This is a genomic window from Mycolicibacterium gilvum (genome assembly GCF_900454025.1).
Classification (GTDB): Bacteria; Actinomycetota; Actinomycetes; order Mycobacteriales; family Mycobacteriaceae; genus Mycobacterium; species Mycobacterium gilvum.
The window spans coordinates 4,318,471-4,344,023 of record NZ_UGQM01000001.1 but is presented as its reverse complement, the minus strand read 5'-3'; the positions used below and the strand labels follow the sequence as shown (position 1 = coordinate 4,344,023).

Annotated in this window: 24 protein-coding genes and 1 pseudogene; 15 read left to right on the top strand and 10 right to left on the bottom strand. The window is 69.0% G+C overall.

The features are described 5' to 3' along the window. Positions 1–2: 2 nt before the first annotated feature. Positions 3–491, bottom strand: a complete 489-nt coding sequence (mce, locus tag DYE23_RS20255; RefSeq protein ID WP_115327997.1) for a methylmalonyl-CoA epimerase — start codon at positions 489–491, stop codon at positions 3–5. 93 nt (positions 492–584) lie between these two features. On the opposite strand from mce, the gene DYE23_RS20250 reads away from it, so the two are divergent. The 3 genes from DYE23_RS20250 (at position 585) to DYE23_RS20240 (ending at position 3,139) form a co-directional block, all read left to right on the top strand. Further along, positions 585–1,778: an acetyl-CoA C-acetyltransferase gene (locus tag DYE23_RS20250; RefSeq protein ID WP_115329047.1), complete on the top strand. Its 1,194-nt coding sequence runs from the start codon at positions 585–587 to the stop codon at positions 1,776–1,778. Positions 1,779–1,854: 76 nt separating this feature from the next. After that, the gene (locus DYE23_RS20245) at positions 1,855–2,229 is read left to right on the top strand and encodes a DUF3817 domain-containing protein (protein WP_115327996.1); all 375 of its coding nucleotides are present in this window, start codon (positions 1,855–1,857) and stop codon (positions 2,227–2,229) included. Positions 2,230–2,242: 13 nt separating this feature from the next. Beyond that, a complete protein-coding gene (locus DYE23_RS20240; RefSeq protein ID WP_115327995.1) occupies positions 2,243–3,139 on the top strand; it encodes a tetratricopeptide repeat protein in 897 nt (298 codons plus the stop codon). Between the two features lie 75 nt (positions 3,140–3,214). On the opposite strand, the gene glgB is transcribed toward DYE23_RS20240, so the two are convergent. Continuing rightward, positions 3,215–5,440, bottom strand: a complete 2,226-nt coding sequence (glgB, locus tag DYE23_RS20235) for a 1,4-alpha-glucan branching protein GlgB (protein WP_011893224.1) — start codon at positions 5,438–5,440, stop codon at positions 3,215–3,217. Positions 5,441–5,444: 4 nt separating this feature from the next. Continuing rightward, the gene (locus tag DYE23_RS20230) at positions 5,445–7,535 is read right to left on the bottom strand and encodes an alpha-1,4-glucan--maltose-1-phosphate maltosyltransferase (RefSeq protein ID WP_011893225.1); all 2,091 of its coding nucleotides are present in this window, start codon (positions 7,533–7,535) and stop codon (positions 5,445–5,447) included. Positions 7,536–7,740: 205 nt separating this feature from the next. Between DYE23_RS20230 and glgP the strand changes: the two genes are divergently transcribed. Continuing rightward, positions 7,741–10,374 (top strand): alpha-glucan family phosphorylase, encoded by a 2,634-nt coding sequence (glgP, locus tag DYE23_RS20225; RefSeq protein ID WP_115327994.1) that lies wholly within the window; start codon positions 7,741–7,743, stop codon positions 10,372–10,374. A gap of 3 nt (positions 10,375–10,377) precedes the next feature. Here glgP and DYE23_RS20220 read toward each other — a convergent pair whose 3' ends face one another. The 3 genes from DYE23_RS20220 to DYE23_RS20210 form a co-directional block, all read right to left on the bottom strand. Next, positions 10,378–11,847: a neutral zinc metallopeptidase gene (locus DYE23_RS20220; RefSeq protein WP_011893227.1), complete on the bottom strand. Its 1,470-nt coding sequence runs from the start codon at positions 11,845–11,847 to the stop codon at positions 10,378–10,380. 88 nt (positions 11,848–11,935) lie between these two features. Continuing rightward, on the bottom strand, positions 11,936–13,948 hold the full coding sequence (locus DYE23_RS20215) for an ATP-dependent DNA helicase (RefSeq protein ID WP_013471196.1): 2,013 nt from the start codon (positions 13,946–13,948) through the stop codon (positions 11,936–11,938). A 3-nt stretch (positions 13,949–13,951) separates the two neighbouring features. Then, positions 13,952–15,316 carry a nicotinate phosphoribosyltransferase gene (locus DYE23_RS20210; protein ID WP_115327993.1) on the bottom strand — a complete coding sequence of 455 codons (1,365 nt, stop codon included), beginning with the start codon at positions 15,314–15,316 and terminating at the stop codon, positions 13,952–13,954. A gap of 64 nt (positions 15,317–15,380) precedes the next feature. On the opposite strand from DYE23_RS20210, the gene clpS reads away from it, so the two are divergent. From clpS to rdgB, 11 genes are read left to right on the top strand one after another with little or no spacing between them, the layout of a single operon-like run. Then, positions 15,381–15,683 carry an ATP-dependent Clp protease adapter ClpS gene (gene clpS, locus DYE23_RS20205; protein ID WP_011893230.1) on the top strand — a complete coding sequence of 101 codons (303 nt, stop codon included), beginning with the start codon at positions 15,381–15,383 and terminating at the stop codon, positions 15,681–15,683. A 7-nt stretch (positions 15,684–15,690) separates the two neighbouring features. Then, positions 15,691–16,275, top strand: a complete 585-nt coding sequence (aosR, locus tag DYE23_RS20200; RefSeq protein WP_099961458.1) for an oxidative stress transcriptional regulator AosR — start codon at positions 15,691–15,693, stop codon at positions 16,273–16,275. A 37-nt stretch (positions 16,276–16,312) separates the two neighbouring features. Beyond that, positions 16,313–17,335 carry a P1 family peptidase gene (locus DYE23_RS20195; protein ID WP_115327992.1) on the top strand — a complete coding sequence of 341 codons (1,023 nt, stop codon included), beginning with the start codon at positions 16,313–16,315 and terminating at the stop codon, positions 17,333–17,335. A gap of 22 nt (positions 17,336–17,357) precedes the next feature. Continuing rightward, on the top strand, positions 17,358–17,771 hold the full coding sequence (locus tag DYE23_RS20190) for a M67 family metallopeptidase (protein ID WP_115327991.1): 414 nt from the start codon (positions 17,358–17,360) through the stop codon (positions 17,769–17,771). Positions 17,772–17,792: 21 nt separating this feature from the next. After that, on the top strand, positions 17,793–18,074 hold the full coding sequence (locus DYE23_RS20185) for a MoaD/ThiS family protein (RefSeq protein ID WP_011893234.1): 282 nt from the start codon (positions 17,793–17,795) through the stop codon (positions 18,072–18,074). A 9-nt stretch (positions 18,075–18,083) separates the two neighbouring features. Then, complete coding sequence (locus DYE23_RS20180) at positions 18,084–19,058, top strand: cysteine synthase (RefSeq protein ID WP_011893235.1); 975 nt, start codon at positions 18,084–18,086, stop codon at positions 19,056–19,058. After that, positions 19,049–19,732, top strand: a complete 684-nt coding sequence (locus DYE23_RS20175; protein ID WP_372516253.1) for a rhomboid family intramembrane serine protease — start codon at positions 19,049–19,051, stop codon at positions 19,730–19,732. Before DYE23_RS20180 ends, DYE23_RS20175 begins: the two co-directional genes overlap by 10 nt. Positions 19,733–19,743: 11 nt before the next feature. Further along, positions 19,744–20,580: a glutamate racemase gene (gene murI, locus DYE23_RS20170; RefSeq protein WP_115329046.1), complete on the top strand. Its 837-nt coding sequence runs from the start codon at positions 19,744–19,746 to the stop codon at positions 20,578–20,580. Between the two features lie 58 nt (positions 20,581–20,638). Beyond that, positions 20,639–21,412 carry a cyclic nucleotide-degrading phosphodiesterase gene (locus tag DYE23_RS20165; RefSeq protein WP_011893238.1) on the top strand — a complete coding sequence of 258 codons (774 nt, stop codon included), beginning with the start codon at positions 20,639–20,641 and terminating at the stop codon, positions 21,410–21,412. Between the two features lie 35 nt (positions 21,413–21,447). Beyond that, positions 21,448–22,230, top strand: coding sequence for a ribonuclease PH (gene rph / locus DYE23_RS20160; RefSeq protein ID WP_011893239.1), 783 nt, complete (start codon positions 21,448–21,450; stop codon positions 22,228–22,230). Next, positions 22,227–22,835 (top strand): RdgB/HAM1 family non-canonical purine NTP pyrophosphatase, encoded by a 609-nt coding sequence (rdgB, locus tag DYE23_RS20155; RefSeq protein WP_099961459.1) that lies wholly within the window; start codon positions 22,227–22,229, stop codon positions 22,833–22,835. The genes rph and rdgB overlap by 4 nt, the downstream gene beginning before the upstream one ends. A 29-nt stretch (positions 22,836–22,864) precedes the next feature. Here rdgB and DYE23_RS20150 read toward each other — a convergent pair. The 4 genes and pseudogenes from DYE23_RS20150 to DYE23_RS20135 form a co-directional block, all read right to left on the bottom strand. Then, positions 22,865–23,974 (bottom strand): annotated as a pseudogene (locus DYE23_RS20150) (acyltransferase family protein); the annotation flags it as partial. 15 nt (positions 23,975–23,989) lie between these two features. Further along, positions 23,990–24,334 (bottom strand): DUF3817 domain-containing protein, encoded by a 345-nt coding sequence (locus tag DYE23_RS20145; protein WP_011893242.1) that lies wholly within the window; start codon positions 24,332–24,334, stop codon positions 23,990–23,992. Further along, positions 24,335–24,757 carry a hypothetical protein gene (locus tag DYE23_RS20140; RefSeq protein ID WP_099961460.1) on the bottom strand — a complete coding sequence of 141 codons (423 nt, stop codon included), beginning with the start codon at positions 24,755–24,757 and terminating at the stop codon, positions 24,335–24,337. Further along, positions 24,738–25,529 carry a hypothetical protein gene (locus DYE23_RS20135; protein WP_435404794.1) on the bottom strand — a complete coding sequence of 264 codons (792 nt, stop codon included), beginning with the start codon at positions 25,527–25,529 and terminating at the stop codon, positions 24,738–24,740. The genes DYE23_RS20140 and DYE23_RS20135 overlap by 20 nt, the downstream gene beginning before the upstream one ends. Positions 25,530–25,553 lie beyond the last annotated feature (24 nt).

Here is a 25,553-nt window from a genome sequence, read left to right as displayed (position 1 = left end):
CGTCAGTGCGACGTGGAGTCGGACCCGTCGCGGGCGGGCTCGACGAGCTCGATCAGCACGCCCCCGCCGTCCTTGGGATGGATGAAGTTGATCCGCGAGTTCGAGGTGCCGCGCCGGGGGGCGTCGTAGAGCAACCGGACGCCCTGCTCGCGCAGGCGATCGCTGAGGGTGTCGATGTCGCTGGTGCGGTACGCGAGCTGCTGGAGGCCGGGTCCGCGCTTGTCGAGGAACTTCGCGATCGTCGACGTCTCGTCCAGCGGCGCCATCAGCTGGATCTGTGCGCTGCCCACCGGCGCGCCGCGCACCGACAGCATCGCCTCGCGCACGCCCTGCTCTTCGTTGACCTCTTCGTGCAAGACGATCATCCCGAGATGGTCGTGGTACCACTTGATCGCGGCATCCAGATCGGGCACGGCGATGCCGACGTGGTCGATGGCGGTCACAAGCGCGGTGGCCAGTACCGGACGGGCGTCAGTCTGCTCGGCGGTCATAAAGAAAACGTAACCTAACAGGATCGGTTTCGAATAGCTCGGTGCGCCCGTATAGCCTCTTTGCAGCCGTTCGAAACAAGTGTGGAGGTCGTGATGACGACGTCGGTGATCGTTGCTGGAGCCCGTACGCCTGTGGGCAAGCTGATGGGTTCGCTGAAGGATTTCTCGGGCAGCGACCTCGGTGCCGTGGCCATCAAGGGCGCCCTGGAGAAAGCCAACGTCGACGCCTCGGCAGTCGAGTACGTGATCATGGGCCAGGTGCTGTCGGCGGGCGCCGGGCAGATGCCCGCGCGCCAGGCCGCCGTCGCCGCCGGCATCCCGTGGGATGTCGCGTCGCTGACGATCAACAAGATGTGCCTGTCGGGCATCGACGCGATCGCGCTGGCCGACCAGCTCATCCGGGCCGGTGAGTTCGACGTGATCGTCGCCGGCGGCCAGGAGTCGATGACCCAGGCTCCGCACCTGTTGATGAACAGCCGGTCGGGCTACAAGTACGGCGACGTGACGGTGCTCGACCATATGGCCTACGACGGCCTGCACGACGTCTTCACCGATCAGCCGATGGGCGCGCTGACCGAGCAGCGCAACGACGCCGACAAGTTCACCCGCGCCGAGCAGGACTCCTACGCCGCCGAGTCGCACCAGAAGGCCGCCCGCGCGTGGAAGGACGGCGTCTACGCCGACGAGGTCGTGCCGGTGAAGATCCCGCAGCGCAAGGGCGACCCGATCGAGTTCGCCGAGGACGAGGGCATTCGCGCCGACACCACCGCCGAGTCACTCGGCGGGCTGCGTCCGGCCTTCCGCAAGGACGGCACCATCACCGCCGGGTCCGCGTCGCAGATCTCCGACGGTGCGTGTGCGGTGGTCGTGATGAACAAGGCGAAGGCCGAGGAACTCGGCCTGACGTGGCTGTGTGAGATCGGTGCGCACGGCGTGGCCGCGGGCCCGGACTCCACGCTGCAGAGCCAGCCCGCGAACGCGATCAGGAAGGCGCTCGCCAAAGAGGGGATCGGCGTGGACGACCTCAGCGTCATCGAGATCAACGAGGCCTTCGCCGCCGTCGCGCTGGCGTCGGCGCGCGAGCTCGGCCTCGACGAGGCGACGGTTGCCGAGAAGGTCAACACCAACGGCGGGGCCATCGCCATCGGTCACCCGATCGGGATGTCCGGTGCCCGGATCACCCTGCACGCCGCCCTCGAGCTGGCCCGTAAGGGATCGGGCTATGCCGTGGCCGCGCTGTGCGGCGCCGGTGGCCAGGGCGATGCTCTGATTCTGCGCCGGCCCTGATCCTGCATCGGCCGTGACGGGCATCGTCAACGACGCGTTGTAGTAGCTGGCTCGGGGTTCGGGCACAATAGGGGCCATGACAAGCGTGTATGACCTCCGCACCGCAGCGGGACGGTTCCGAGTGGTCGCCTTCGCCGAGGCGGTGAGCTGGGTCGGTCTGCTGCTGGGCATGTACTTCAAGTACATCGGCACTCCGCAGACCGAGATCGGTGTCAAGATCTTCGGCCCGATCCACGGCGGCGTCTTCGTCGCGTTCCTGATCGCCGCGCTGATGGTCGGCGTCGCGGTCAAATGGGACGTCGCCGCGTGGTTGCTGGCGTTGCTGGGCAGCATTGTGCCACTCGGTAGTGTGATCTTCCTCATATGGGCTGATAGGACCGGTCGGATGGGGTCCGCCTCCGCCGCGGTCGCCGGGGGTCGGGCAGGCGCGTCGGTACCCGAAACGACGTGACAGACTTGGTCTCGTGACGCGTCCTGGACCCCGAATCTCGTCTGCCCTCGCCGGTGCCGTCGACCTGTCGGTGCTCAAGCAGCGGCCTGCCTCCTCCGCTGAATCGGCCTCGACCGGCGCCCCGGGCGGCATCGAGGTCACCGAGACAAACCTCGAAGCCGACGTCCTCGTCCGCTCCACCGAGGTGCCGGTGGTCGTGCTGCTGTGGTCGCCGCGCAGCGACGCCAGCGTGCAGCTCGGCGAGGCCCTCGGTGCGCTGTCGGCCACCGACGGGGCGAAGTGGGTGTTCGCGACCGTGAACGTCGACACGACGCCGCGGGTGGCGCAGATGTTCGGCGTGCAGGCGGTGCCGACCGTCGTCGCGCTCGCGGCCGGGCGGCCGCTGTCGAGCTTCGAGGGTATGCAACCGCCGGACCAACTGCGTCGCTGGATCGACTCGCTGCTGAACGCTGTGGCGGGCAAGCTTGGCGGCGCAGGAGACGAGGGTCAGCCCGAAGAGGTGGATCCGCAGCTCGAGCAGGCCCGGGCACTGCTGGATGAGGGCGACTTCGACGCCGCCCGCAACGCGTACCAGGCGATTCTCGACGCCGACCCCAACCACGCCGAGGCCAAGGGCGCCGTGCGTCAGATCGGCTTCCTGCAGCGGGCCACGACGCACCCGCAGGACGCGGTCGCTATCGCGGACGCGGCACCCGACGACATCGCGGCCGCCCTCGCCGCCGCCGACGTCGAGATTCTGCAGCAGCAGATCGAGCCCGCGTTCGCCCGGCTGACCGCTCTGGTCAGGCGCACCGCCGGCGATGACCGCACCACCGTGCGCACCCGGCTGATCGAACTCTTCGACCTGTTCGACCCCGCCGACCCCGCCGTCATCGCGGGCCGGCGCAACCTCGCCAACGCGCTGTACTGACCTCGCCGAAACTGCATTCCAGCAGAGCTTGTGCGAGTGCACGCCTGCTGGAATGCAATTTCGGCGTCGTAGACCTCAGGCCTCGGGGGGTACGGGTTCGAACCACAGCGCCGACAGCGGCGGAAGCACCATCACCGCGGACGCCGGACGGCCGTGCCACGGCTCGTCGGTGGCCTCGACGGACCCGTAGTTGCCGATCCCGGCACCGTGATAGGTGTCGGAGTCGGTGTTGAGCACCTCCCGCCAGGTGCCCGCGTGGGGCAGACCGAGGCGGTATCGGCTGTGTTCTGCGCCGGAGAAGTTGAACACGCAGGCCATCATCGAACCGTCGTCACCGAACCGCAGGAAGCTCAGTACGTTGTTCGCCGAATCGTTGGCGTCGATCCAGGAATAGCCTTCGGGCTGGGTGTCGCGCGACCACAGCGCACGGCGGTCGCGGTAGATGTGGTTGGCGTCCGAGAGCATGCGCAGAATGCCGTCGGAGAAACCCTGCTCATCGAGCTGGAACCAGTCGACACCGCGCTCCTCGGACCATTCGGCGCGCTGGCCGAACTCCTGACCCATGAACAGCAACTGCTTGCCGGGGTGGGCCCACTGGTAGGCCAGCAGGCTGCGGATCCCGGCGGCCTTCATGTGGTCGTTGCCCGGCATCCGCCCCCACAGCGTGCCCTTGCCGTGCACCACCTCGTCGTGGCTGATGGGCAGCACGAAGTTCTCGCTGAACGCGTAGATCATCGAGAACGTGATCTCGCCGTGGTGGAAGCTGCGGTGGATGGGGTCGCGCTTGATGAACTCCAAAGTGTCGTTCATCCAGCCCATGTTCCACTTCATCGAGAAGCCGAGACCGCCGAGATTGGTCGGCCGGGTGACGCCGGGCCACGAGGTCGATTCCTCGGCGATGGTCACGATGCCGGGGTTGATCTTGTGGACGGTCGCGTTCATCTCCTGCAGGAACTGCACCGCTTCGAGGTTCTCCCGGCCGCCGTAGATGTTCGGGGACCAGCCGCCCTCCGGACGGGAGTAGTCGAGGTAGAGCATCGACGCCACCGCGTCCACCCGCAGGCCGTCGATGTGGTACTCCTGCAGCCAGTACAGCGCGTTGGCCACCAGGAAGTTGCGTACCTCCGCCCGGCCGAAGTCGAAAACGTAGGTGCCCCAGTCCAACTGCTCGCCACGACGAGGGTCACCGTGCTCGTAGAGCGCGGTGCCGTCGAAACGCCCGAGCGCCCAGGAGTCCTTCGGGAAGTGTGCCGGCACCCAGTCGACGAGCACGCCGATCCCGGCGCGGTGCAGTGCGTCGACGAGGTACCGGAACTCGTCGGGGGAGCCGAACCGGGAGGACGGCGCGTAGTAGGAGGTGACCTGGTAGCCCCAGGACCCGCCGAACGGATGCTCGGCGACGGGGAGCATCTCGACGTGGGTGAAGCCGTGCTGCACAAGGTATTCGGTGAGCTGCTCCGCCAGTTCGGTGTAGCTCAACCCGGGGCGCCAGGACCCCAGGTGCACCTCGTAGGTGCTCATCGGCTCGAACACCGGGTTGCGCAGCGTCCGTCCGTCCATCCATTCCGCGTCGTCCCAGGTGTATTCGCTCTCGAACACCTTCGACGCGGTCTGCGGCGGAACCTCGGTCGCGAAGGCCATCGGGTCGGCACGGTCGACCACCGATCCGTCGGCGCCGTGGACCCGGAACTTGTAGAGCCCGCCGTCGGGGAAGTTCGGCCAGAACACCTCCCACACCCCGGTGGACCCCAGCACCCGCATCTGCGCTTCGTTGCCCCAGTGGTTGAAGTCGCCGGTCACGCTGACGCCCTTGGCGTTCGGCGCCCAGACCGCGAACGACACGCCGGTGACCTCGCCGTCGGCGGTCGTGAACGTCCGCCGATGCGCACCGAGGATCTCCCACAGGCGTTCGTGGCGACCCTCACCGAACAGATGCAGGTCGATCTCGCCGAGCGTGGGCAGGAAACGGTACGCGTCGGCGACCGTGTGGACGAACGCCGACTCGTCGTCGGAATACCGGATCGCGAGCCGGTAGTCGATGAGTCCGGTGAACGGCACGGCGACCGCGAACAGGCCGGATTCGATGTGCCGCAACGGATACCGGGTGCCACCGATGAGCGCTTCCACCGACACCGCGTGTGGGCGGTACGCGCGGATCACCGTGTGGTCGTCGTACTCGTGGGCCCCCAGGACCGAGTGCGGGTCGTGATGCTCGCCGGCCAGCAGGCGGTTCAGATCGGCGGTGTGCGGCCGAAGGTGGGGGCTGTCGATCTGGTTCTTCAGGTTGGACGCGTTGGTCATGTCCTCACTCCCTACGCAGCAGATTGTTTCGTTGATCGACCGGGATTTGCGGCATGTTCAGCACGTGGGCCACCGCTCGCGCGGGGTCGAGACGCACGTAATTGCCGTGCCCCCACTGGTATTCCTCGCCGGTGATCTCGTCGCGCACCCAGAAGCGGTCCTGCTGCTCCATGCCGAGTGCTCCCATGTCCAGCCACAGGGTGCCGTCCTCGGGGCCGAACGGGTTGAGAGTCACGACGACCAGCACCTGGTCGCCGGAAACCGGATCGAACTTGCTGTACGCCAGCAGCGCATCGTTGTCGATGTGGTGGAACGTGATGGTCCGGAGCTGCTGCAACGCCGGGTGGACGCGGCGGATCTCGTTGAGCCGCGCGATGAACGGCTCCAGGGACTCGCCGTCGGCCAGCGCGGCGTCGAAGTCGCGCGGCCGCAGCTCGTACTTCTCCGAGTGCAGGTATTCCTCGCTGCCCTCCCGCACCGCACGGTGTTCGAAGAGCTCGTAACCGGAGTACACACCCCATGTCGGGCTCATCGTCGACGCCAGCACCGCCCGGATCGCGAACATTCCCGGCCCACCGTGCTGCAGGCTCTCGTGCAGGATGTCCGGCGTGTTCACCCACAGGCTCTGCCGTGCGTAATCGGCGTGCTCGGCGATCGACTGCCCGAACTCGGTCAGTTCCCATTTGGCGGTGCGCCAGGTGAAGTAGGTGTAGGACTGCGTGTACCCGAGCTTGGCCAGCCCGAACAGCCGGGCGGGCCGGGTGAACGCCTCGGCCAGAAACAGCACGTCGGGGTCGATGTTCTTGACCTCACCGATGAGCCAGGCCCAGAAGTTCGGCGGCTTGGTGTGCGGGTTGTCCACCCGGAAAACCTTGACGCCGTGCGAAACCCAGAACTTGACGACCCGCAGCACTTCCTCGTACAGGCCGGCGGGGTCGTTGTCGAAGTTCAGCGGATAGATGTCCTGATACTTCTTCGGCGGGTTCTCCGCGTAGGCGATGGTCCCGTCGGGCAGAACCGTGAACCACTCGGGATGGTCACGGGCCCACGGGTGGTCGGGCGCGCACTGCAGCGCGAGGTCGAGCGCAACCTCCAGCCCTTCGTCGCGGGCGGCGCTGACGAACTCGTCGAAATCGTCGATGGTGCCGAGGTCGGGGTGCACCGCGTCATGTCCGCCCTCGTCACTTCCGATCGCCCACGGCGATCCGACATCGCCGGGGGCGGCGGTGACGCTGTTGTTGCGGCCCTTACGGTGCACCTTGCCGATCGGGTGGATGGGCGGCAGATACACGATGTCGAAGTTCATCCGGGCCACCCGGGGCAGCGCCTTCGTCGCGGTCGCGAACGTGCCGTGCACAGGATTGCCCGCGGGGTCCCAGCCGCCGGTGGACCGGGGGAAGAACTCGTACCAGGAACTGAACCGGGCCAGCGGCCGATCCACCCAGACGCCGTGCTGTTGCCCTCGGGTGATCAGTTCTCGCAGCGGAAACTGGTTCAGCAGCTCGGTGATGTCCGGCGCCAGCGCCGCGCCGGCGCGGTAGAACGGGTCGCCGGGTTCGCGCAGGCGGGCCGCGGCCTCGGCGAGCGGGTAACGGTCCTGGCGGGGCACGCCGGTCGCGGCGCGATCCAGCAGGCGTGCGCCGATCAGCAGGTCGTTGTCGAGTTCGCCCTCGCTCTGACCGGCGTCGAGCTTGGCGATCACGTGGTGGCGCCAGGTGGCGATCGGGTCGCTCCAGCCGTCCACCCGGAAGGTCCAGAGGCCGACCGCGTCGGGGCTGAACTGACCGTGGAAGACGTCGGGGGTCCGCCCCTGCGCCATCGGCAGCGTCGTCGGCCTGCCCCGCTCCCGAGTGTTGACGACATCCTGGATCGGCACCGCTTCGGGGGTCCGCACCCGGCCCGGCGGCTCATCGGCCAACGCCGGGTAGTCGGTGCCGTGATAGCGCACCACCAGGGTCGCGGCCACCGCGTCGTGACCCTCGCGCCACACCGTCGCGCTCACCGGCAGAACTTCGCCGACAACCGCCTTGGCGGGAAAACGCCCATGGGACACCACGGGCTGGACGTCATCGATCTCGATACGACCGGCGGTCACTAGTGACTCTCCCTACCACTGGAACGTGCTGTCCGGTGCATACCGCGCACGCGTTGTCTGGTCTCGTCTACGGCCTCGAACAGCCCTGTCGCGGCTATACCCACCGTAGTGTCCGACTCAACCTTCTGTCGGTCATCGAACGGCCGGCCGGCCTTATCGGGTACGTGCCAGACGAAAGCGGCGGACCCCAGTAACGTCAGGAACCGTGAAAGCCCTCCGTCGATTCACCGTCCGTGCGCACCTTCCCGGGCCGCTCGCCGCGCTCGAGCCGCTCTCCGTCAATCTGCGCTGGTCCTGGGACAAACCGACGCAGGACCTGTTCGAGGCGATCGATCCGCAGATGTGGGCGAGGGTGGGCGGCGACCCGGTGGCGATGCTCGGCCAGGTCACCCCGGCGCGCCTTGAGGAACTCGCGGGCGACGAGTCGTTCGTCAGCCGGCTGCACACGCTGGCCGCCGATCTGGATGACTATCTGACCAGGCCGCTGTGGTACCAGGAGCTCTCCGAAGATGCGACGGGGGCGGCCACGGAGCCGCCGAAGGGCATCGCCTACTTCTCCATGGAGTTCGGCGTCGCCGAGGTTCTGCCGAACTATTCCGGCGGCCTCGGCATCCTCGCCGGGGATCATCTGAAGTCGGCGTCGGATCTCGGGCTGCCGCTGATCGCGGTGGGCCTGCTGTACCGGTCGGGCTATTTCCGGCAGTCGCTGTCGGCCGACGGCTGGCAACACGAAAGCTATCCGGCGCTCGACCCGCAGGGCCTGCCGCTGCGGCTGCTGATCGGCCGGCAGGGCGAACCGGTTCTCATCCAGCTCGCCATGCCCGGCGGGGCGCTGCTGTATGCGCAGGTCTGGATCGCCCAGGTGGGCCGAATCCCGTTGCTGCTGCTCGATTCCGACATTCCGGAGAACGAGCACGAGTTGCGCACGGTGACCGATCGTCTCTACGGAGGTGATCAGGAACACCGGATCAAACAGGAGATCCTGGCCGGTATCGGCGGGGTCCGCGCGATCCGTGCGTTCACCGACCTCGAGGGCCTGCCCGCACCCGAGGTGTTCCACATGAACGAGGGCCATGCGGGCTTCCTGGGCGCCGAGCGCATTCGTGAGCTCATCGAGGCGGGACTGGATTTCGACACGGCGCTCGCGGTCGTCCGCGCGTCGACGGTGTTCACCACCCACACGCCGGTGGCGGCCGGCATCGACCGCTTCCCCGCGGAGATGGTCGAGCGCTATTTCGGCCCCGACGGGCCGTCGGTCGGGGGGTCGCGGCTGCTGCCGGGTGTGCCGCTGGACCGGATCCTGGCCTTCGGGGCCGAGGACGACCCGACGAAGTTCAATATGGCGCACATGGGGCTGCGCCTGGCGCAGCGGGCGAACGGGGTGTCGTTGCTGCACGGCCGCGTGAGCCGCGAGATGTTCAACGAGCTGTGGCCGGGGTTCGACCCCGCCGAGGTGCCGATCGGGTCGATCACCAACGGGGTGCACGCCCCGACGTGGGCGGCGCCGCAATGGCTCGAGCTGGGCCGCGAACTGCTCGGCAGCCAGGACCTCGCGCCGCTGCGCGAGACGGAGTCCTGGTCGAAGCTGCAGCAGGTCGACCCCGCTCACCTGTGGTGGATCCGCTCGCAGCTGCGGGCGGCCCTGATTGCCGATGTCCGCGCCCGGGTGCGGCGGTCATGGTTGGAACGCGGCGCGGCTGGCGCCGAGTTGGGTTGGATCGCAACGGCTTTCGACCCCGATGTGCTGACGATCGGCTTCGCCCGCCGGGTGCCGACCTACAAGCGGCTCACGCTGATGCTGCGCGATCCCGAACGTCTGAAGAAGCTCCTGCTCGACGAGGAACGTCCCATCCAGTTGATCGTCGCGGGCAAGTCGCATCCCGCCGACGAGGGCGGCAAGGCCCTGATCCAGCAGATCGTGCGCTTCGCCGACCGCGAGGATGTGCGCCACCGCATCGTGTTCCTGCCCGATTACGACATGTCCATGGCGCGCAAGCTCTATCACGGTTGCGACGTGTGGCTGAACAACCCGTTGCGTCCGCTGGAGGCGTGCGGCACGTCCGGGATGAAGAGCGCGCTCAACGGCGGTCTGAACCTGTCCATCCGGGACGGGTGGTGGGACGAGTGGTTCGACGGCGAGAACGGGTGGGAGATCCCGACGGCGGACGGTCTGGCCGACGAGGGTCGTCGCGACGATCTGGAGGCCGCCGCGCTCTACGACCTCCTCGAGCGGGCGGTGGTGCCCAAGTTCTACGACCGCGACGAGGGCGGCGTGCCGACCCGCTGGGTCGAGATGGTGCGCCACACCCTGCAGGCACTGGGACCCAAGGTGCTGGCATCGCGGATGGTGCGCGATTACACGCAGAAGTACTACCTGCCCGCGGCGACGGCGCTACGCGCGGTGATCGAGCCCGGCGGGGACTCCGATCCGCAGTTCGCGGTGCCGTTCGGATCGGCCCGTGAACTCGCGGAGTACCGACGCCGCGTGGAGCTCGCCTGGCCCCGGGTCGAGGTCACCGACGTCGACAGCTACGGCTTGCCCGATGTGCCGCTGCTGGGGTCCGAACTGACCCTGACCGCGCAGGTCGCGCTCGCCGGTCTGCGGCCCGACGAAGTGGTCGTGCAGGCGGTCCTCGGCAGGGTGGACGGCGGCGACCTGCTGATGGATCCGGCCAGCGTGCCGATGAATCACACCGGCACCGCCGACAGCGGCAACGAGATCTTCACCGCGACGACCCCGCTGCCGTTCGCCGGATCCGTCGGCTACACCGTCCGGGTGCTGCCCCACCACCGGCTGCTGGCCGGGGACAACGAACTCGGCCTGGTCGCGCTGGCTTGAGGGTTACGGGAACCGGGTGAAGCAGCGGTCGGCGTCCCCGAGGACGCCGACGCGGAACGCATCGATGCGGGAGAAACCCGACGGCACGGACTCGCCGTTGACGTCGCTGGCGGCCAGCCCGTTGGTCAGCATCCCGGAGACCGCCTCGTCGACGTCGCCGGCCGTCAGCGCGATCGTGTCCCCGTCCGGGGTGGTCACCTCCTCGCTCATCTTCACGGTCGCCACCCCCGTCAGACACGCGGTGCGCAGGGCCGCTTCGGCGCTGTTGAGCGCCACCCCGCCGCGTTCGTGCTGGATCGCCAGCATGTACCGCGACACCAGGACCGAATAGGCGGTGTTGTCGCCGGCGGCCAGCGCTGTACCGTCGTCCGGGTCGGCCTGCGTCCCCATCTCCTCCAGCGCGGGCAGGTCGACGACGATCGTGTTGGTCGCCGGGCAGAACGAGGCGGGAGGGCTCGGCCGGGCGTCGGCACAGTTGTCGGCGTCGGCCGGTTCGAAGCTCAGCGCGGGCGGATTCTGCGGTTCGAACAGGATCTCCATCGCGTCGACGATCGAACGCGCGGAATCCTCGGTGACCGGCAGCTCGCCGGTCTGGTCCTCGGGCAGCAGGACCGGCAGGTCGCCCCGCCGCTGCCCGATCTCGTCGAGGTCGATCCCGGAGCAGGCCGACGGCCCGTCGGTGAATCCGAACTGGAACGCCGACACCCGTTCGAACGCGGAGCCGTGTTCGTCGTAGCCGGCGTCGGGGTCGCCCTCGTTCAACAGCGGGTCGCGGAACGAGATGACACCGGCGAGCACATTGTTCAAGCCCTCGCCGGTGCTCAGCGAGAATCGCTGCGACGAATCCTCGGCGACCCAGCGCATGTAGGCGCCCGAGAAACAGTCGGCCTGCTGTTCGGCCACCAGGGTCGGGGTGTCCCTGCCGGACAACCCGGACAGCCGCGACACCGCGTGGCCGTACTCGTGGGCCAGCACCATCACCACACCGATGTCCCCGTGCGCCCGCTGCAGGCTGGGCAGCAGCTCGCCGCGGTCCCAGCCGATGGTCCGGTCGGCATAGCAGTACCCGGCGTTGACCAGACCGTAGGTCGTGTCGCCACAGAACTCTCCGTCAAAACCGTTGGCATCCCAGGAGATCAGCTCTGCCACCGGTTTGAAGCGCTCGTCGAAGGCGTCCTCGTAGGCCGTCGCCCAGTAGTCCTCGATGTCGCTGACCGCGCTCGCGGCCAGGTTGTCGATGTCGCCGCCATCGGTGCCGGTCACGTCCCGCGCCGGGCTCTCGGCATCGGGACGCAGGCCGGTCGGGCCGTCGGTCGCGGGCATCCCGGCGACCTTGAACGGGTCGTCGAACACCGATACGGCGTTGCCCTGCAACATCGTTGAGCAGGCTGCGCCGGCCAGCACGGCGGTGCCGGCGAGCAACGCCGCCGACGAGCGGAACCGGGACGGCTTCGAGCTTCTCGACGGGCTCATGGACGCCGCCTTTCGGTAGTGGCGCGGCGGCCTGATCGCCGCGGCCGAACTCACCGTCAGAATAGTGACTTCGCGCGGCGGACTGCGCTCATCGCGCGACTCGGCTGTCCTCGGTATCGCACAGGCGCCGAAGCGCGGCCCGCACCGCCGCACCGTCCGTCGTCGCCCAGTACGGCGGCAACGACGCGCGCAGGAATCCGCTGTAGCGGGCGGTGGCCATCCTGGAGTCCAGAACGGCGACGACGCCGCGGTCCTCGACGCGGCGCAGCAGTCTGCCGGCCCCCTGGGCCAGCAGCAGCGCGGCGTGACTGGCCGCCACCGCCATGAACCCGTTGCCGCCGCGCGCTGCGATCGCGCGCTGGCGGGCGGTCAGCAGGGGGTCGTCGGGCCGGGGGAACGGGATGCGGTCGATCAGCACCAGCGACAGCGAAGGGCCCGGCACGTCGACGCCCTGCCACAGCGACAGGGTGCCGAACAGCGAGGTCTGTTCATCGTCGGCGAACCGTTGCACCAGGGCCGAGGTGGTGTCGTCGCCCTGGCACAGCACCGGGGTGTCGATCCGTTCGCGCATCACCTCGGCGGTGGCCTTGGCGGCCCGCATCGAGGAGAACAGTCCGAGGGTGCGTCCGTCCGCGGCCTCGATCAGCGCGGCGATCTCGTCGAGTTGCTCGGCCGATCCGGTGCCGTCCCGGCCGGGCGGTGGCAGGTGCGCCGCGACGTAGAGGATGCCCGCCTTCGCGTGGTCGAACGGCGATCCCACATCCAGCCCGCGCCATCCGGGATCGGGCGCGGCCGCGGTGTCGTCGCGTGGCCCGGCAAGACCCCACGCCGAGGCCATCGCGTCGAAGCTGCCGCCGATGGTCAGGGTCGCCGACGTCAGCACCGCCGTGGAATGCCCGAACAGCCTGCTGCGCAACAGACCTGCCACCGACAGCGGGGCGACGCGCAGGATCGTGCGACCGGCGGACCTGCCGTCTTCGATGTGTTCGAGCCAGACGACGTCGGTACGGTCGGGGATCGCGGGGACGAACGAGTCGAGAATCCGCGAGGACGTGTCGGCCACGTCGGACAACGCGGAGGCGGCTTCGGAGCGGGCCGTCGCCGTCTTCGGGTCGTTGCGCGCGGTGTCCACCGCGGTGCGTGCCGCGTGCGCGGAATCGCGCAGCACCGTCAGATAACTCGCCAGCTCGTCGTCGAGCACGTCGATGCGTCCGTGGCGGGCGTCGAACAGTGCGGAGGTGAACGTCGCTATCGCCGCCTCCAGTCGCTGCGCGAGTTCTGCGGACACGACGCGCGCCGCGCGCCGGTGCGCCACGCCCAGGGAAGTCGGCGACAGCTCCGCGGTGGCCACGCTGGTGACGCGGTCGACCAGTTCGTGTGCCTCGTCGACGACGAGCATCTCGTGCTCGGGGAGCACGTTGAGGTCGCCGATCGCATCGATGGCCAGCAGCGCGTGGTTGGTGACGACCACGTCGGCCTCGGCCGCGCGCCCCCGCGCCCGCTCGGAGAAGCAGTCGGTGCCGAACGGGCACCGCGACACCCCGATGCACTCCCGCGACGAGACGCTGACCTGCGCCCACGACCGGTCCGGCACACCGGGTTTGAGATCGTCACGGTCACCGGTGTCGGTGGTGTCCGACCATTCGGTCAGCCGCGCCACGTCGCGGCCGAGTGCGCTCGCGGCCATCGGCGAGAACAGTTCCTCCTGGGGCACGTCCTCGGGCTCGGATGCGGTCGATCCGTTGTGGATCTTGTTCAGGCACAGGTAGTTTCCGCGCCCTTTCAGCAGCGCGAACACCGGCCGCCTCGGCAGCGCACCCGACAGGGAGTCGGCCAGGCGGGGCAGGTCGCGGTCGACCAGTTGGCGCTGCAGCGCGATGGTGGCGGTGGACACCACCACGGGCCGGTTGTCGTCGAGTGAGTGGGCGATCGCGGGCACCAGGTAGGCCAGCGACTTCCCGGTGCCGGTACCGGCCTGGACGGCGAGGTGCTCACCGGTGGCGAACGCCCGGGCCACCGCTTCGGCCATCTCGATCTGACCGTCGCGGGTGGCGCCGCCCAACGCCGCGACCGCGGTGGCCAGCAGTTCGGTGACCTCCATCGGCTAGCTCCGGCCGTGCGCGGGCGCGATCATCCGCGACGGCACGGCCGCCTCGCCCCTGGACAGTTTCAGGCCGTCCCACGGCAGGCTGCGCAGTCCGTCGGCGACCCGGTCCCGGGCGGCGTCCAGCCCCGGGGTTTCGAGCGGTTCGCCATGGCGGACCAGCGGTACGGTCAGCGGCCGCGCGACGAGATCGGCGGGCACCTCGGGTGGGTGGCCGGCCGGGTGGATCACCTCCTCGACGACGGTGCCCGAGGCCTTGGCCAGCCGCAGCGCCTGCTTGCGGCCGCCGTGGGACTGTTTGTGGCTGCTGCGTTTCTCCACCGGGATGCCGTCGACTTCCACCAGCTTGTAGACCATGCCCGCGGTCGGGGCGCCCGATCCGGTCACCACCGACGTGCCCACGCCGTAACGATCGACGGGCTCGGCACGCAGCGCGGCGATCGCGAACTCGTCGAGATCGCCCGAGACGACGATCTCCGTGCCGGTCGCGCCGAGCCGGTCGAGCTGCTCGCGGACCTGACGGGCCAGCACCCCGAGATCGCCGGAATCGATGCGCACCGCGCCCAGCTGCGGTCCCGCCACCTCCACCGCATTGGCGACGCCCGCGGTGATGTCGTAGGTGTCGACCAGCAGCGTGGTGTCCACTCCGAGTGCGTCGACCTGGGCCCGGAACGCCGCCTTCTCCCAGTCCGATGCGGTCCCTCCGTCGGCGGTGGTGTGCAGAAGCGTGAACGCGTGGGCGCTGGTGCCCAGCGCCGGTACGCCGTGGCGACGTTCGGCCTCCAGGTTCGACGACCCGGCGAACCCGGCGAGGTAGGCCGCGCGCGCGGCGGCGACGGCAGCCTGCTCGTGCGCACGCCGCGAACCCATTTCGATGAGCGGACGGCCCGCCGCGACGCTCGCCATCCTCGCGGCGGCCGACGCGACCGCGGAATCGAAGTTGAAGATCGACAGCACGAGCGTCTCGAGGACCACGCACTCGCCGAACGTCCCGTGCACCGACAATACGGGCGACCCCGGAAAGTACAGCTCGCCTTCGCCGTAACCGTCGACGTCGCCGGAGAACCGGTAGCCGGCCAGGTAGTCCAGCGTCGCGGGGTCGAGGAAGTTGCCCAGCGCCGCAAGCTCGTCGGGACCGAAACGGAACGCGTCCAGGGCTTCGACGAACCGTCCCGTACCCGCGGTGACGCCGTACCGCCTGCCCTCGGGCAGGCGGCGGGCGAACACCTCGAACGAGCACCGCCGGTGGGCGGTGCCGTCGCGAAGCGCCGCGGCCAGCATGGTGAGTTCGTACTTGTCGGTCAGCAATGCCGTCGACGAGACGGGAACCTGCCGGTTCGACGACTCCGGAGGCGGGGCGGTCACAGCCCAACCGTATCGGGTCCGGAGCACGTTCAAAGCGGCACTGCCGCCCCGGTATCCTGGGCCCATGGTGACGCCGGCGAAGGCCCGACCGGGTACCCGCGAAGATCGAGATGTCGGTGAGGACGCCGCCGCCGACACGCCGTGGGTGACCATCGTCTGGGACGACCCGGTGAACCTGATGACCTACGTGACCTATGTGCTGCAGAAACTCTTCGGCTACACCGAACCCCACGCGACCAAGCTGATGCTGCAGGTGCACAACGAGGGCAAGGCCGTGGTCTCGGCGGGCAGCCGGGAATCGATGGAGACCGACGTGTCCAGGCTGCACGCCGCCGGCCTGTGGGCGACACTGCAACAGGACCGTTGACGGCGCTGTGCGTAAGTGGAAGCGGGTTGAGGGTCCCTCCGGTCCCCGGTTTCGGTCGGCGCTGGCCGCCCACGAGGCAGAGCTCCTGAGCAGCCTGGTCACATCGCTGCTCGGCATGCTCGACGACCGCGAGGCGTCCGCGCCGAGGGACGAACTCGCCGAGATCACCGGCATGCGGACGGGCAATTCCGTTGCCCCGCAGGACGATACGATGAAGCGCCTGTTGCCGGACTTCTACCGTCCCGCCACCGAGCATCCGGCCGGTTCGTCGGCCGCGGAGAGCTTGAACAGCGCGCTGCGCAGCCTGCACGAGCCCGAGATCCTCGACGCCAAACGGGAAGCGGCGCAACGCCTGCTCGACACCCTGCCCGCCGCCGGCGGCAAGTTCGAACTCTCCGAGCAGGATGCCCACGCGTGGGCCTCGGCCGTCAACGATGTGCGCCTGGCGCTCGGCACGATGCTCGACATCGGAGCCGACGGGCCCGACCGTCTCCCCGGCGATCATCCGATGTCCGGTCACCTCGACGTCTACCAGTGGTTGACCGTGCTGCAGGAGTATCTGGTGGTCAGCCTGATGGGCGGGTCGCGATGAGCCTCGCGGGAAACGGCGCGGGGACCGGGGACACCCGGTGAGTGGCTCCATCACCGATGTCGGCGGGATCCGGGTCGGGCACCACCATGCGATCGACGCCGACCCGACACTCGGCTCGGGCTGGGCGACCGGCACCACCGTCGTCCTGACGCCCCCGGGCACGGTCGGCGCGGTGGACAGCCGCGGAGGCGCCCCGGGAAGTCGGGAGACCGATCTGCTCGCGCCCGCCAACTCGGTGCGCCACGTCGACGCGGTCGTGCTGACCGGCGGCAGCGCCTTCGGGCTCGCCGCCGCCGACGGCGTCATGGCCTGGCTCGAAGAGCAGGGCCGCGGTGTCGCGCTCGACGGCGGCGTCGTGCCGATCGTGCCCGCGGCGGTCATCTTCGACCTGCCGGTCGGCGGCTGGCGGTGCCGCCCGGACGCGGCCTTCGGCTATCGCGCCGCGGAGACGGCGGGTGCCGACGCCGCCATCGGAAGCGTCGGAGCCGGGGTCGGCGCCCGCGCCGGTGTCCTCAAGGGCGGGGTCGGCACGGCGTCGACGACGCTGGACTCGGGTGTCACCGTCGGCGCGCTGGTCGTGGTGAACTCGGCCGGCGACGTCGTCGATCCCCGCACCGGACTGCCCTGGCTCGCCGCGCACGCGGAGGAGTTCGGTCTGGTCGCGCCGCCGGCGGATCAGCGCAGCGCCTACTCCGACCGGCACGGCGAGCTGAGCCCGCTGAACACCACGATCGCGGTGGTGGCCACCGACGCCGCACTCAGCAAGGCCGCGTGCAGCCGGGTTGCCGTGGCGGCCCAGGACGGTCTGGCGCGCACGATCAACCCGTGCCATACACCGCAGGACGGCGACACCGTCTTCGCGCTGGCCACCGGCGCCGTCGAGGTGAACCCGGATCCGACCACCCCTGCGTCGATGACCCCGGAGTTGCCGTTGGTCACCGCGGTGGGCGCGGCGGCCGCCGAGGTTCTGGCCCGCGCCGTCCTGGTCGCCGTCCTGGCCGCCGAGCGGGTGGCGGGAATACCCACCTACCGTGAGCTGTTACCCGGAGCGTTTGCGTGACGCGCTTCGAGAGAGGGACGCAGTGCTGACGATCCGAGCCGACCTGGTCGAGGCCATGGTGGCCCATGCCCGCGCCGATCATCCCGACGAGGCGTGCGGCGTCCTCGCGGGACCGGAGGGTTCCGACCGGCCCGAGCGCTACATCCCGATGGTCAACGCCGAGCGTTCGCCGACGTTCTACCGGTTCGACTCCGGCGAACAGCTGAAGGTGTGGCGCGCGATGGAGGACGCCGACGAGGCGCCGGTCGTCATCTACCACTCCCACACCGGCACGGAGGCGTACCCGAGCCGCACCGACATCGCCCTGGCGTCCGAGCCGGATGCGCACTACGTGCTGATCTCCACCCGCGACCCCGATGAGCACGAGATACGCAGCTATCGCATCGCCGACGGCGTCGTCACCGAAGAGCCCGTCACCATCGTCGAGCAGTACTAGAAATTCGAAGGAGTCCGTCCCATGACCGTTTCCGTGTCCATCCCCACCATCCTGCGCACCCACACCGGTGGTGAGAAGCGTGTCTCGGCCTCCGGGGACACCCTGCAGGCGGTGATCGCGGACCTGGAGGCGAATTACTCGGGCATCTCGGAACGCCTCGTCGACTCCGACAACTCGGGCAAGCTGCACCGTTTCGTCAACATCTACGTCAATGACGAGGACGTGCGGTTCTCCGGCGGTCTGGACACCGCGATCTCCGACGGCGACTCGGTGACGATCCTGCCCGCCGTAGCAGGCGGATAAGTAGCCTCCGTGACCCGGTACGACTCACTCCTGCAGGCTCTCGGCGACACCCCGCTGGTCGGCCTGCAGCGTCTCTCACCCCGCTGGAACGACGGCGAGCACGGCGAACCGCACGTCCGGCTGTGGGCCAAACTCGAGGACCGCAACCCGACGGGCTCGATCAAGGACCGGCCGGCGCTGCGGATGATCGAGGACGCCGAACGTGAAGGGCGGCTGCACCCCGGTGCGACGATCCTGGAGCCGACGAGCGGCAACACCGGGATCTCCCTGGCGATGGCGGCGCTGCTCAAGGGCTACCAGATGGTCTGCGTGATGCCGGAGAACACCTCGATCGAACGTCGGCAGCTCCTCGAGCTCTACGGCGCCCGCATCATCTACTCCCCGGCCGAGGGCGGCTCCAATACCGCCGTCGCGCACGCGAAAGAGCTTGCGCTGCAGAACCCTTCGTGGGTGATGCTGTATCAGTACGGCAACCCGTCCAACGCGCTGGCCCACTACGAGGGAACGGGTCCCGAGCTGCTCGCCGACCTGCCGGAGATCACCCACTTCGTCGCCGGCCTCGGCACGACGGGCACGCTGATGGGGACCGGACGCTACCTGCGCGAACATGTGCCCGGCGTGCAGATCGTGGCGGCCGAACCCCGATACGGCGAAGGTGTCTACGCGCTGCGCAACATCGACGAAGGGTTCATCCCCGAGCTGTACGACCCGGAGATCCTGACGACCCGCTTCGCGGTGGGCGCCTACGACGCGATCCGGCGGACCCGGGAGCTCGTGCAGGTGGAGGGCATCTTCGCGGGCATCTCCACGGGGGCGATCCTGCACGCGGCACTGGGAATGGCGGCCCGGGCCGTCAAGGCGGGGGAGCGGGCCGACATCGCGTTCACCGTCTGTGACGCGGGGTGGAAGTATCTGTCGACCGGCGCGTACGCCGGTAGCCTGGATGACGCGGAGGACGCGTTGGAAGGGCAACTGTGGGCATGACGGGCACCGGTGGATATCCGCTCCAGCCTGCGGGGCCTGCGAAGCGGCCCGTGTGGGTGGTCGGCGGCGTCACCGTCGTCTCGTTCGTCGTACTGCTGTGGCTCATCGAGCTTTTCGACACGCTGACCGGACATCGGTTGGACGACAACGGGATCCGTCCGCTGGAGACCGACGGGTTGACCGGCATCCTGGTCGCCCCGCTGCTGCACTCGAATTGGGAACATCTGATCGCCAACACCGGACCGGCGTTGGTGCTCGGGTTTCTGATGACGTTGGCCGGGCTGTCGCGGTTCATCTTCGCGACGGCGATCATCTGGTTCGCCGGAGGCTTGGGAACCTGGCTCATCGGCAACGTGGGGGCGCCGACCTACAACGGCGTGATCGTGGAGACCAACCACATCGGCGCGTCCGGGCTCATCTTCGGCTGGCTGACGTTCCTGATCGTGTTCGGGTTCTTCACCCGCACGGTGTGGGAGATCGTCGTCGGCGTCGTGGTGTTCTTCATCTACGGCGGCATCCTGCTCGGGGTGTTGCCCGGCACGTTCGGTGTCTCCTGGCAGGGTCACCTGTGCGGAGCGCTGGCCGGTGTGCTCGCGGCCTACCTCCTGTCGGGGCCCGAACGTAAGACGCGGGCGCTGCGACGACCGGTCCGTCCGCCGTCACTGAACACGTGACCGCGGACCACATGAACCCCGACGCGATGCGCCCGATCGGGATCTTCGACTCGGGCGTGGGCGGGTTGACGGTCGCCCGCGCGGTGATCGACCAGCTGCCCGACGAGGACATCATCTACGTCGGCGACACCGGCAACGGCCCGTACGGGCCGCTGACCATCCCGCAGATCCGTGCCCATGCGCTCGCCATCGGTGACGACCTGGCGGGGCGCGGGATCAAGGCCCTGGTGATCGCGTGCAACTCCGCGTCGTCGGCCTGTCTGCGCGACGCGCGCGAACGCTATGCGCCGATCCCGGTGGTGGAGGTGATCCTGCCGGCGGTCCGGCGTGCGGTCGCCGCGACGCGCAACGGTCGCATCGGGGTCATCGGCACCGCCGCGACGATCGCGTCGGGCGCCTATCAGGACTCGTTCGCCGCGGCGCGCGACATCGAGGTGTTCGGCGTCGCGTGCCCGCGGTTCGTCGACTTCGTCGAGCGTGGCGTGACCAGCGGACGGCAGGTTCTCGGCCTCGCCGAGGCGTACCTGGAGCCGTTGCAGCGGGCGCAGGTCGACACGCTGGTGTTGGGCTGCACGCACTATCCGATGCTGTCGGGGCTGATCCAGCTGGCGATGGGGGACCACGTCACGTTGGTGTCGAGCGCCGAGGAGACGGCCAAGGATCTGCTTCGTGTGCTGACCGAACGTGAGTTGCTCAAACCGCACACAGGCGATCCCGCGGCGCCGGCGAGGCGCGTGTTCGAGGCGACCGGCGACCCGGACGCCTTCACCGCGCTCGCCGCGCGGTTCCTGGGGCCGTCACTGGACGGAGTGCGGCCCGTGACGCGTCACGCGCGCCTCCGGACATGACGTTCATCGCCTAAAGCGGCGATGTTTTCGCCACGCCGCACGCGGGCATGGCAAGCTAGTGAGCGTGCGAATCACCGTACTCGGTTGTTCCGGCAGTGTTGTCGGTCCTGATTCGCCCGCGTCCGGATATCTCGTCACCGCCCCCGACACTCCGCCGCTGGTGCTCGACTTCGGCGGGGGCGTGCTCGGAGCGCTGCAGCGCCACGCCGATCCCAACTCAGTGCACGTGCTCCTGTCGCACCTGCATGCCGACCACTGCCTCGATTTGCCCGGGCTGTTCGTCTGGCGCCGGTACCACCCGACGCCGGCCCCCGAGCGCGGCGTCGTCTACGGGCCCGCGAACACCTGGGCCCGGCTGGGCGCCGCGTCGTCACCCGAGGGCGGCGAGATCGACGACTTCACCGACATCTTCGACATCCGTCACTGGGTCGACGCGCAGCCCGTCGAGATCGGCGCGCTGACGATCCTGCCCCGGGTGGTGTGTCACCCCACCGAGTCCTACGGCATGCGCATCACCGATCCGTCCGGTGCGACGCTGGTCTACAGCGGCGACACCGGCTACTGCGACCAGTTGATCGAACTGGCCCGCGACGCCGACGTCTTCCTGTGCGAGGCGTCGTGGACGCACTCGCCGGACCGTCCACCCCGGCTGCACCTGTCGGGCACCGAGGCGGGGCGTGCGGCGGCCAATGCGGGTGTGGGTGAGCTGCTCCTGACACACATTCCGCCCTGGACGTCGCGCGAGGACGTGATCAGCGAGGCGAAGGCCGAATTCGACGGCCCTGTGCACGCCGTCGTGTGCAACGAGACCTTCGAGGTCTCCCGCTCCTGAGGGAACGTGCGCGGGGGACCGGATAGGGTTGCCCCGTGTCCAGACGAGAAGACGGCCGGCTCGACGACGAATTGCGCCCGGTCACCATTACCCGCGGTTTCACGACGCATCCGGCGGGATCGGTGCTGGTGGAATTCGGCGAGACCCGGGTGATGTGCACCGCGAGCGTGACCGAGGGCGTGCCGAGGTGGCGTAAGGGTTCCGGCCAGGGCTGGCTCACCGCCGAGTACGCGATGCTGCCGGCGGCCACCCACGACCGCTCGGACCGCGAGTCGGTCAAGGGCCGGGTCGGCGGCAGGACCCAGGAGATCAGCCGGTTGGTCGGTCGGTCGCTGCGGGCGTGCATCGACCTTGCGGCGCTGGGGGAGAACACCATCGCGATCGACTGCGACGTGCTGCAGGCTGACGGCGGCACCCGCACGGCGGCGATCACCGGTGCGTTCGTCGCGCTGTCGGACGCAGTCACCTATCTGGGCGCCGCGGGCAAGCTGTCGGATCCGCGGCCGCTGTCGTGCGCGATCGCCGCGGTCAGCGTGGGCGTCGTCGACGGCCGTGTCCGCGTCGACCTGCCCTACACCGAGGATTCGCGCGCCGAGGTCGACATGAACGTGGTCGCGACCGACACCGGCACGCTCGTCGAGATCCAGGGCACCGGCGAAGGTGCGACGTTCCCGCGTTCCACGCTGGACAAGATGCTCGACGCGGCAATGGCGGCATGTGACCAGCTGTTCGAGATCCAGCGCGCGGCACTGGAATTGCCGTATCCCGGCACACTCCCGGAGTCCGCCGAACCGGCGAAGAAAGCGTTCGGAAGCTGACCCGGTTACTGGTCGCGTCGCGCAACCGCAAGAAGCTCGCCGAGTTGCGGCGGGTGCTCGACGCCGCCGGGGTGACCGGGCTGACGCTGGTCTCCCTCGACGACGTGCCGGCCTTCGACGAGGCGCCGGAGACGGGCGCGACCTTCGAGGAGAACGCCCTGGCCAAGGCGCGGGACGCGTTCGCCGCGACGGGTCTGCCCACGGTGGCCGACGATTCCGGTCTGGAGGTGGACGCCCTCAACGGGATGCCGGGGGTGCTCAGCGCCCGGTGGTCCGGACGCCACGGTGACGACGCCGCCAACACCGCGCTGCTGCTCGGTCAGATCCGCGACGTGCCCGACGCGCGGCGCGGCGCGGCGTTCGTGTCGGCGTGTGCGCTGGTGTCCGGACCCGGTGAGGCGGACTGCCGGGTGGTGCGCGGTGAGTGGAGAGGCACCATCCTGCGGGAGCCGCGCGGCGACGGCGGATTCGGCTACGACCCGGTGTTCCTGCCCGCCGGTTCGGAGAGGTCGGCGGCCGAACTCCGGCCCGAGGAGAAGGACGCGTCGTCGCACCGCGGCAGGGCGTTGGAGGCACTGCTGCCCGCTTTGCGATCTCTGACCTGAGGTCGGGTGACCGTGTGCAGTAGCCATGCCGGTGGGATGGTGAGCACCAGTGTCGCTGCGATCAGCCCGGGCATCGAACCGGTGAACAGCGGCCAGTCCAGCACGAGGTTCATGGTCAGCGCCATCACCGCGACGTGCACGAGGAAGATCTCGTAGGAGATCTCACCCAGCCACACCATCGGTCTGCTGGCGAGCACCCGCGAGTAGGAATCCCGGCTTGCGAGGGCCGCCGGGGCCACGGCCAGCGTGGCGATGACGGCATACAGCGTGGACTTCATTACCGGCACCCACGCGGGGTCGGGACCGGCAATCGTGCCGCCGAGCGGAGTGGACACCACCAGGTACAGCAAGCCTGCCAGCGGCAGCGCGACGGCGGTGGGGCAGCGCGCACCCGTTGCGCGCAGCACGGCCAGCGCCATACCTCCCGCGAACCAGGCGAGGTGGGCGGGCAGCCACATCCCGGCGGAGTTCGGCAGGACGTCGGTGGTGGTCGCGGCCAGCGTCCAGACCGGTGAGACGGCGGCGAGCACTGCGATGGCGGCCAGCGCGCGCCCGGGGTGCCAGCGCCTCCGGCAGGCGATCGGGAAGATTGCGAACGCCAGCGCGGGCAGCGCGAGATAGAAGGAGACCTCGACGGCGAGACTCCACATCTGCGAGAGGCCGGGATGCAGCATTGTCGCCAGGTAGTCGTCGGAGTAGATCTGGGTGAAGGTCAGATGCCGCAGCAGGCCCGACCAGGTCTGGCCGGGGTTCGGGCCGGGGGTGAAGACGGTGTAGATCTCGAACACCGCGACGACGGTGATCAGGTATGCGGGGACGATGCGACGCACTCGGCGTCGGCCGTAGCGGCGCACCGACGGCGCGGGCCGGCCCTCGGCTGCCGCACTCACCCAGGGCTGGAAGAGCAGGAATCCGCTGAGCACGAAGAACAGTGCGACGCCGATGTCCATCCGGGCCGCCATCGTGCCGAGGTAGCCGTGCGTGAGATAACCGGTGGCGAAGGCGGCGTGGGTGCCGACGACGAGCAGGGCCGCGACGGCCCGCAGGCCCGTGAGGGCGGGATCCCGCGCATGATCGCGGTGGTGGATGGGCGGTGCGCTCGGCGGGCCCGCCGGGGCAGCGCCGAGGCTGACTGACATCCCGGTCGAGTGTAGCTAGATCCCGAACTGCGCCTTGATGTTCTGGGTCTGGAAATGCTCGACGATGAGCCCCACCAGCGGGACCGTCCCCGCCAGCAGGACACCGACCGTCTTGGCGATGGGCCAGCGCACCTTGACGGCGAGGTTGGCGGTGAAGAGCAGATAGACGAAGTACACCCAGCCGTGCACGACGGCGATCCAGCCCAACGAGTCGTCGTTGAACCCGTACTTCATCACCATCTCGTAGCAGAGAGCGATGAGCCACAACCCGGTCGCCCAGGCAAGCACGCGATAGCCGGTGAGCGCCTTCCGGATCGACTCGACGGGGGTGAGGGGGGAGGGGGATTGGGGTGCGGTCACTTACCGGGTCCTCTTGTCTGCTGGGGTCTCGTCGTCTGTCCTGGCCAGCTCCGCCAGGTAGGCGTTGTACTCGCGCAGGGCGGGATCGGCGTCATCGGGATCGGTACCGACGGCGTCGTCGGGTTCGACCCCGCGCGGGGTCGTGGGTCGGGGACGTTCGGGCAGCAGGCCGGCCGGGATCTCGGTGACCGCATCCTGGGGGTGCAGCTCGGGCGGGGCTTCCTCGTAGCGCACGAACTTGAAGTAGGCGTAGAAACAGAACCCCGCGAACAACGGCCACTGCATCGCATAGCCGAGGTTCTGGAAACTGCCGGACGTCGATTCGTAACGCGTCCACTGCCACCACGCCAGTGCCAGGCAGCCGAGGGCGGCGGCGGTCGCCAACAGGATGAGCGCCGGCCTCCTACGCCGTGTAGTGGACACGGGTCAACGGTACCGCGCGATCTTTCGGTCCGATGAACTCGTCCAGACGCGCGGTTGCAGCCTTGCGGTAAATAGAGACGGTATAGGCGTTCGACCGTCGCCACGGAATGCCCAGAGCGTCCAGCGCCCCGGTGAACAGCCCGATGATGTCCTCGGACCGATTGCTGAAGTGATAGCGGACGCTGCGCACACCGCGGTCGTTGGCGACAACTCGGCACCCGTCGCTGTGGATCAGTCCGAGCACGAACTCCTCCGTCTCACGATCGACAATCGCTTGCTGCCACGGTTCGAGTGAGATTCGCCGATGGTGCTTGCGCCCGGGTCCGTGCTGGGGAAAGAGGCAAGGCCAGTGTTTGGAGTATTGATTGACCTCCGCGCAATTCTCCTTTCTCTTGACGACAGCGGCGCGCTGCTGGGGCATGACGGCATCGATCGCCTGGCGGCACCGGTCGATGATCGCGGGGTAACTGGTGTCGCAAGCGATCCGCAACCGCCACGACCTGCGGTCGCGAGCGATGCATCCGTCACCCAGGTACAGCCCCAGTAGGTACGCGTAGGCATGCGCGGGTAGGTCGCTGAATTCGTGCAGCGTGCCGCAAGGGGACGCCGCCTCAGGTCGGGTCAAGCTCGGCGGCGGCTTGTGTCGCCAGTCGTGGACTGTAGGCCTTGGGATACCGGTCAGACGGGATATGCCGTAGTCCGTGAGTCCCTCCGCGATCAGGCGCTGAACAGCCTTGAAATCGTCGAGCGATCGCGTCATCAGCACCCCCATCCGATAGGGATAGGCTAGGCGGAG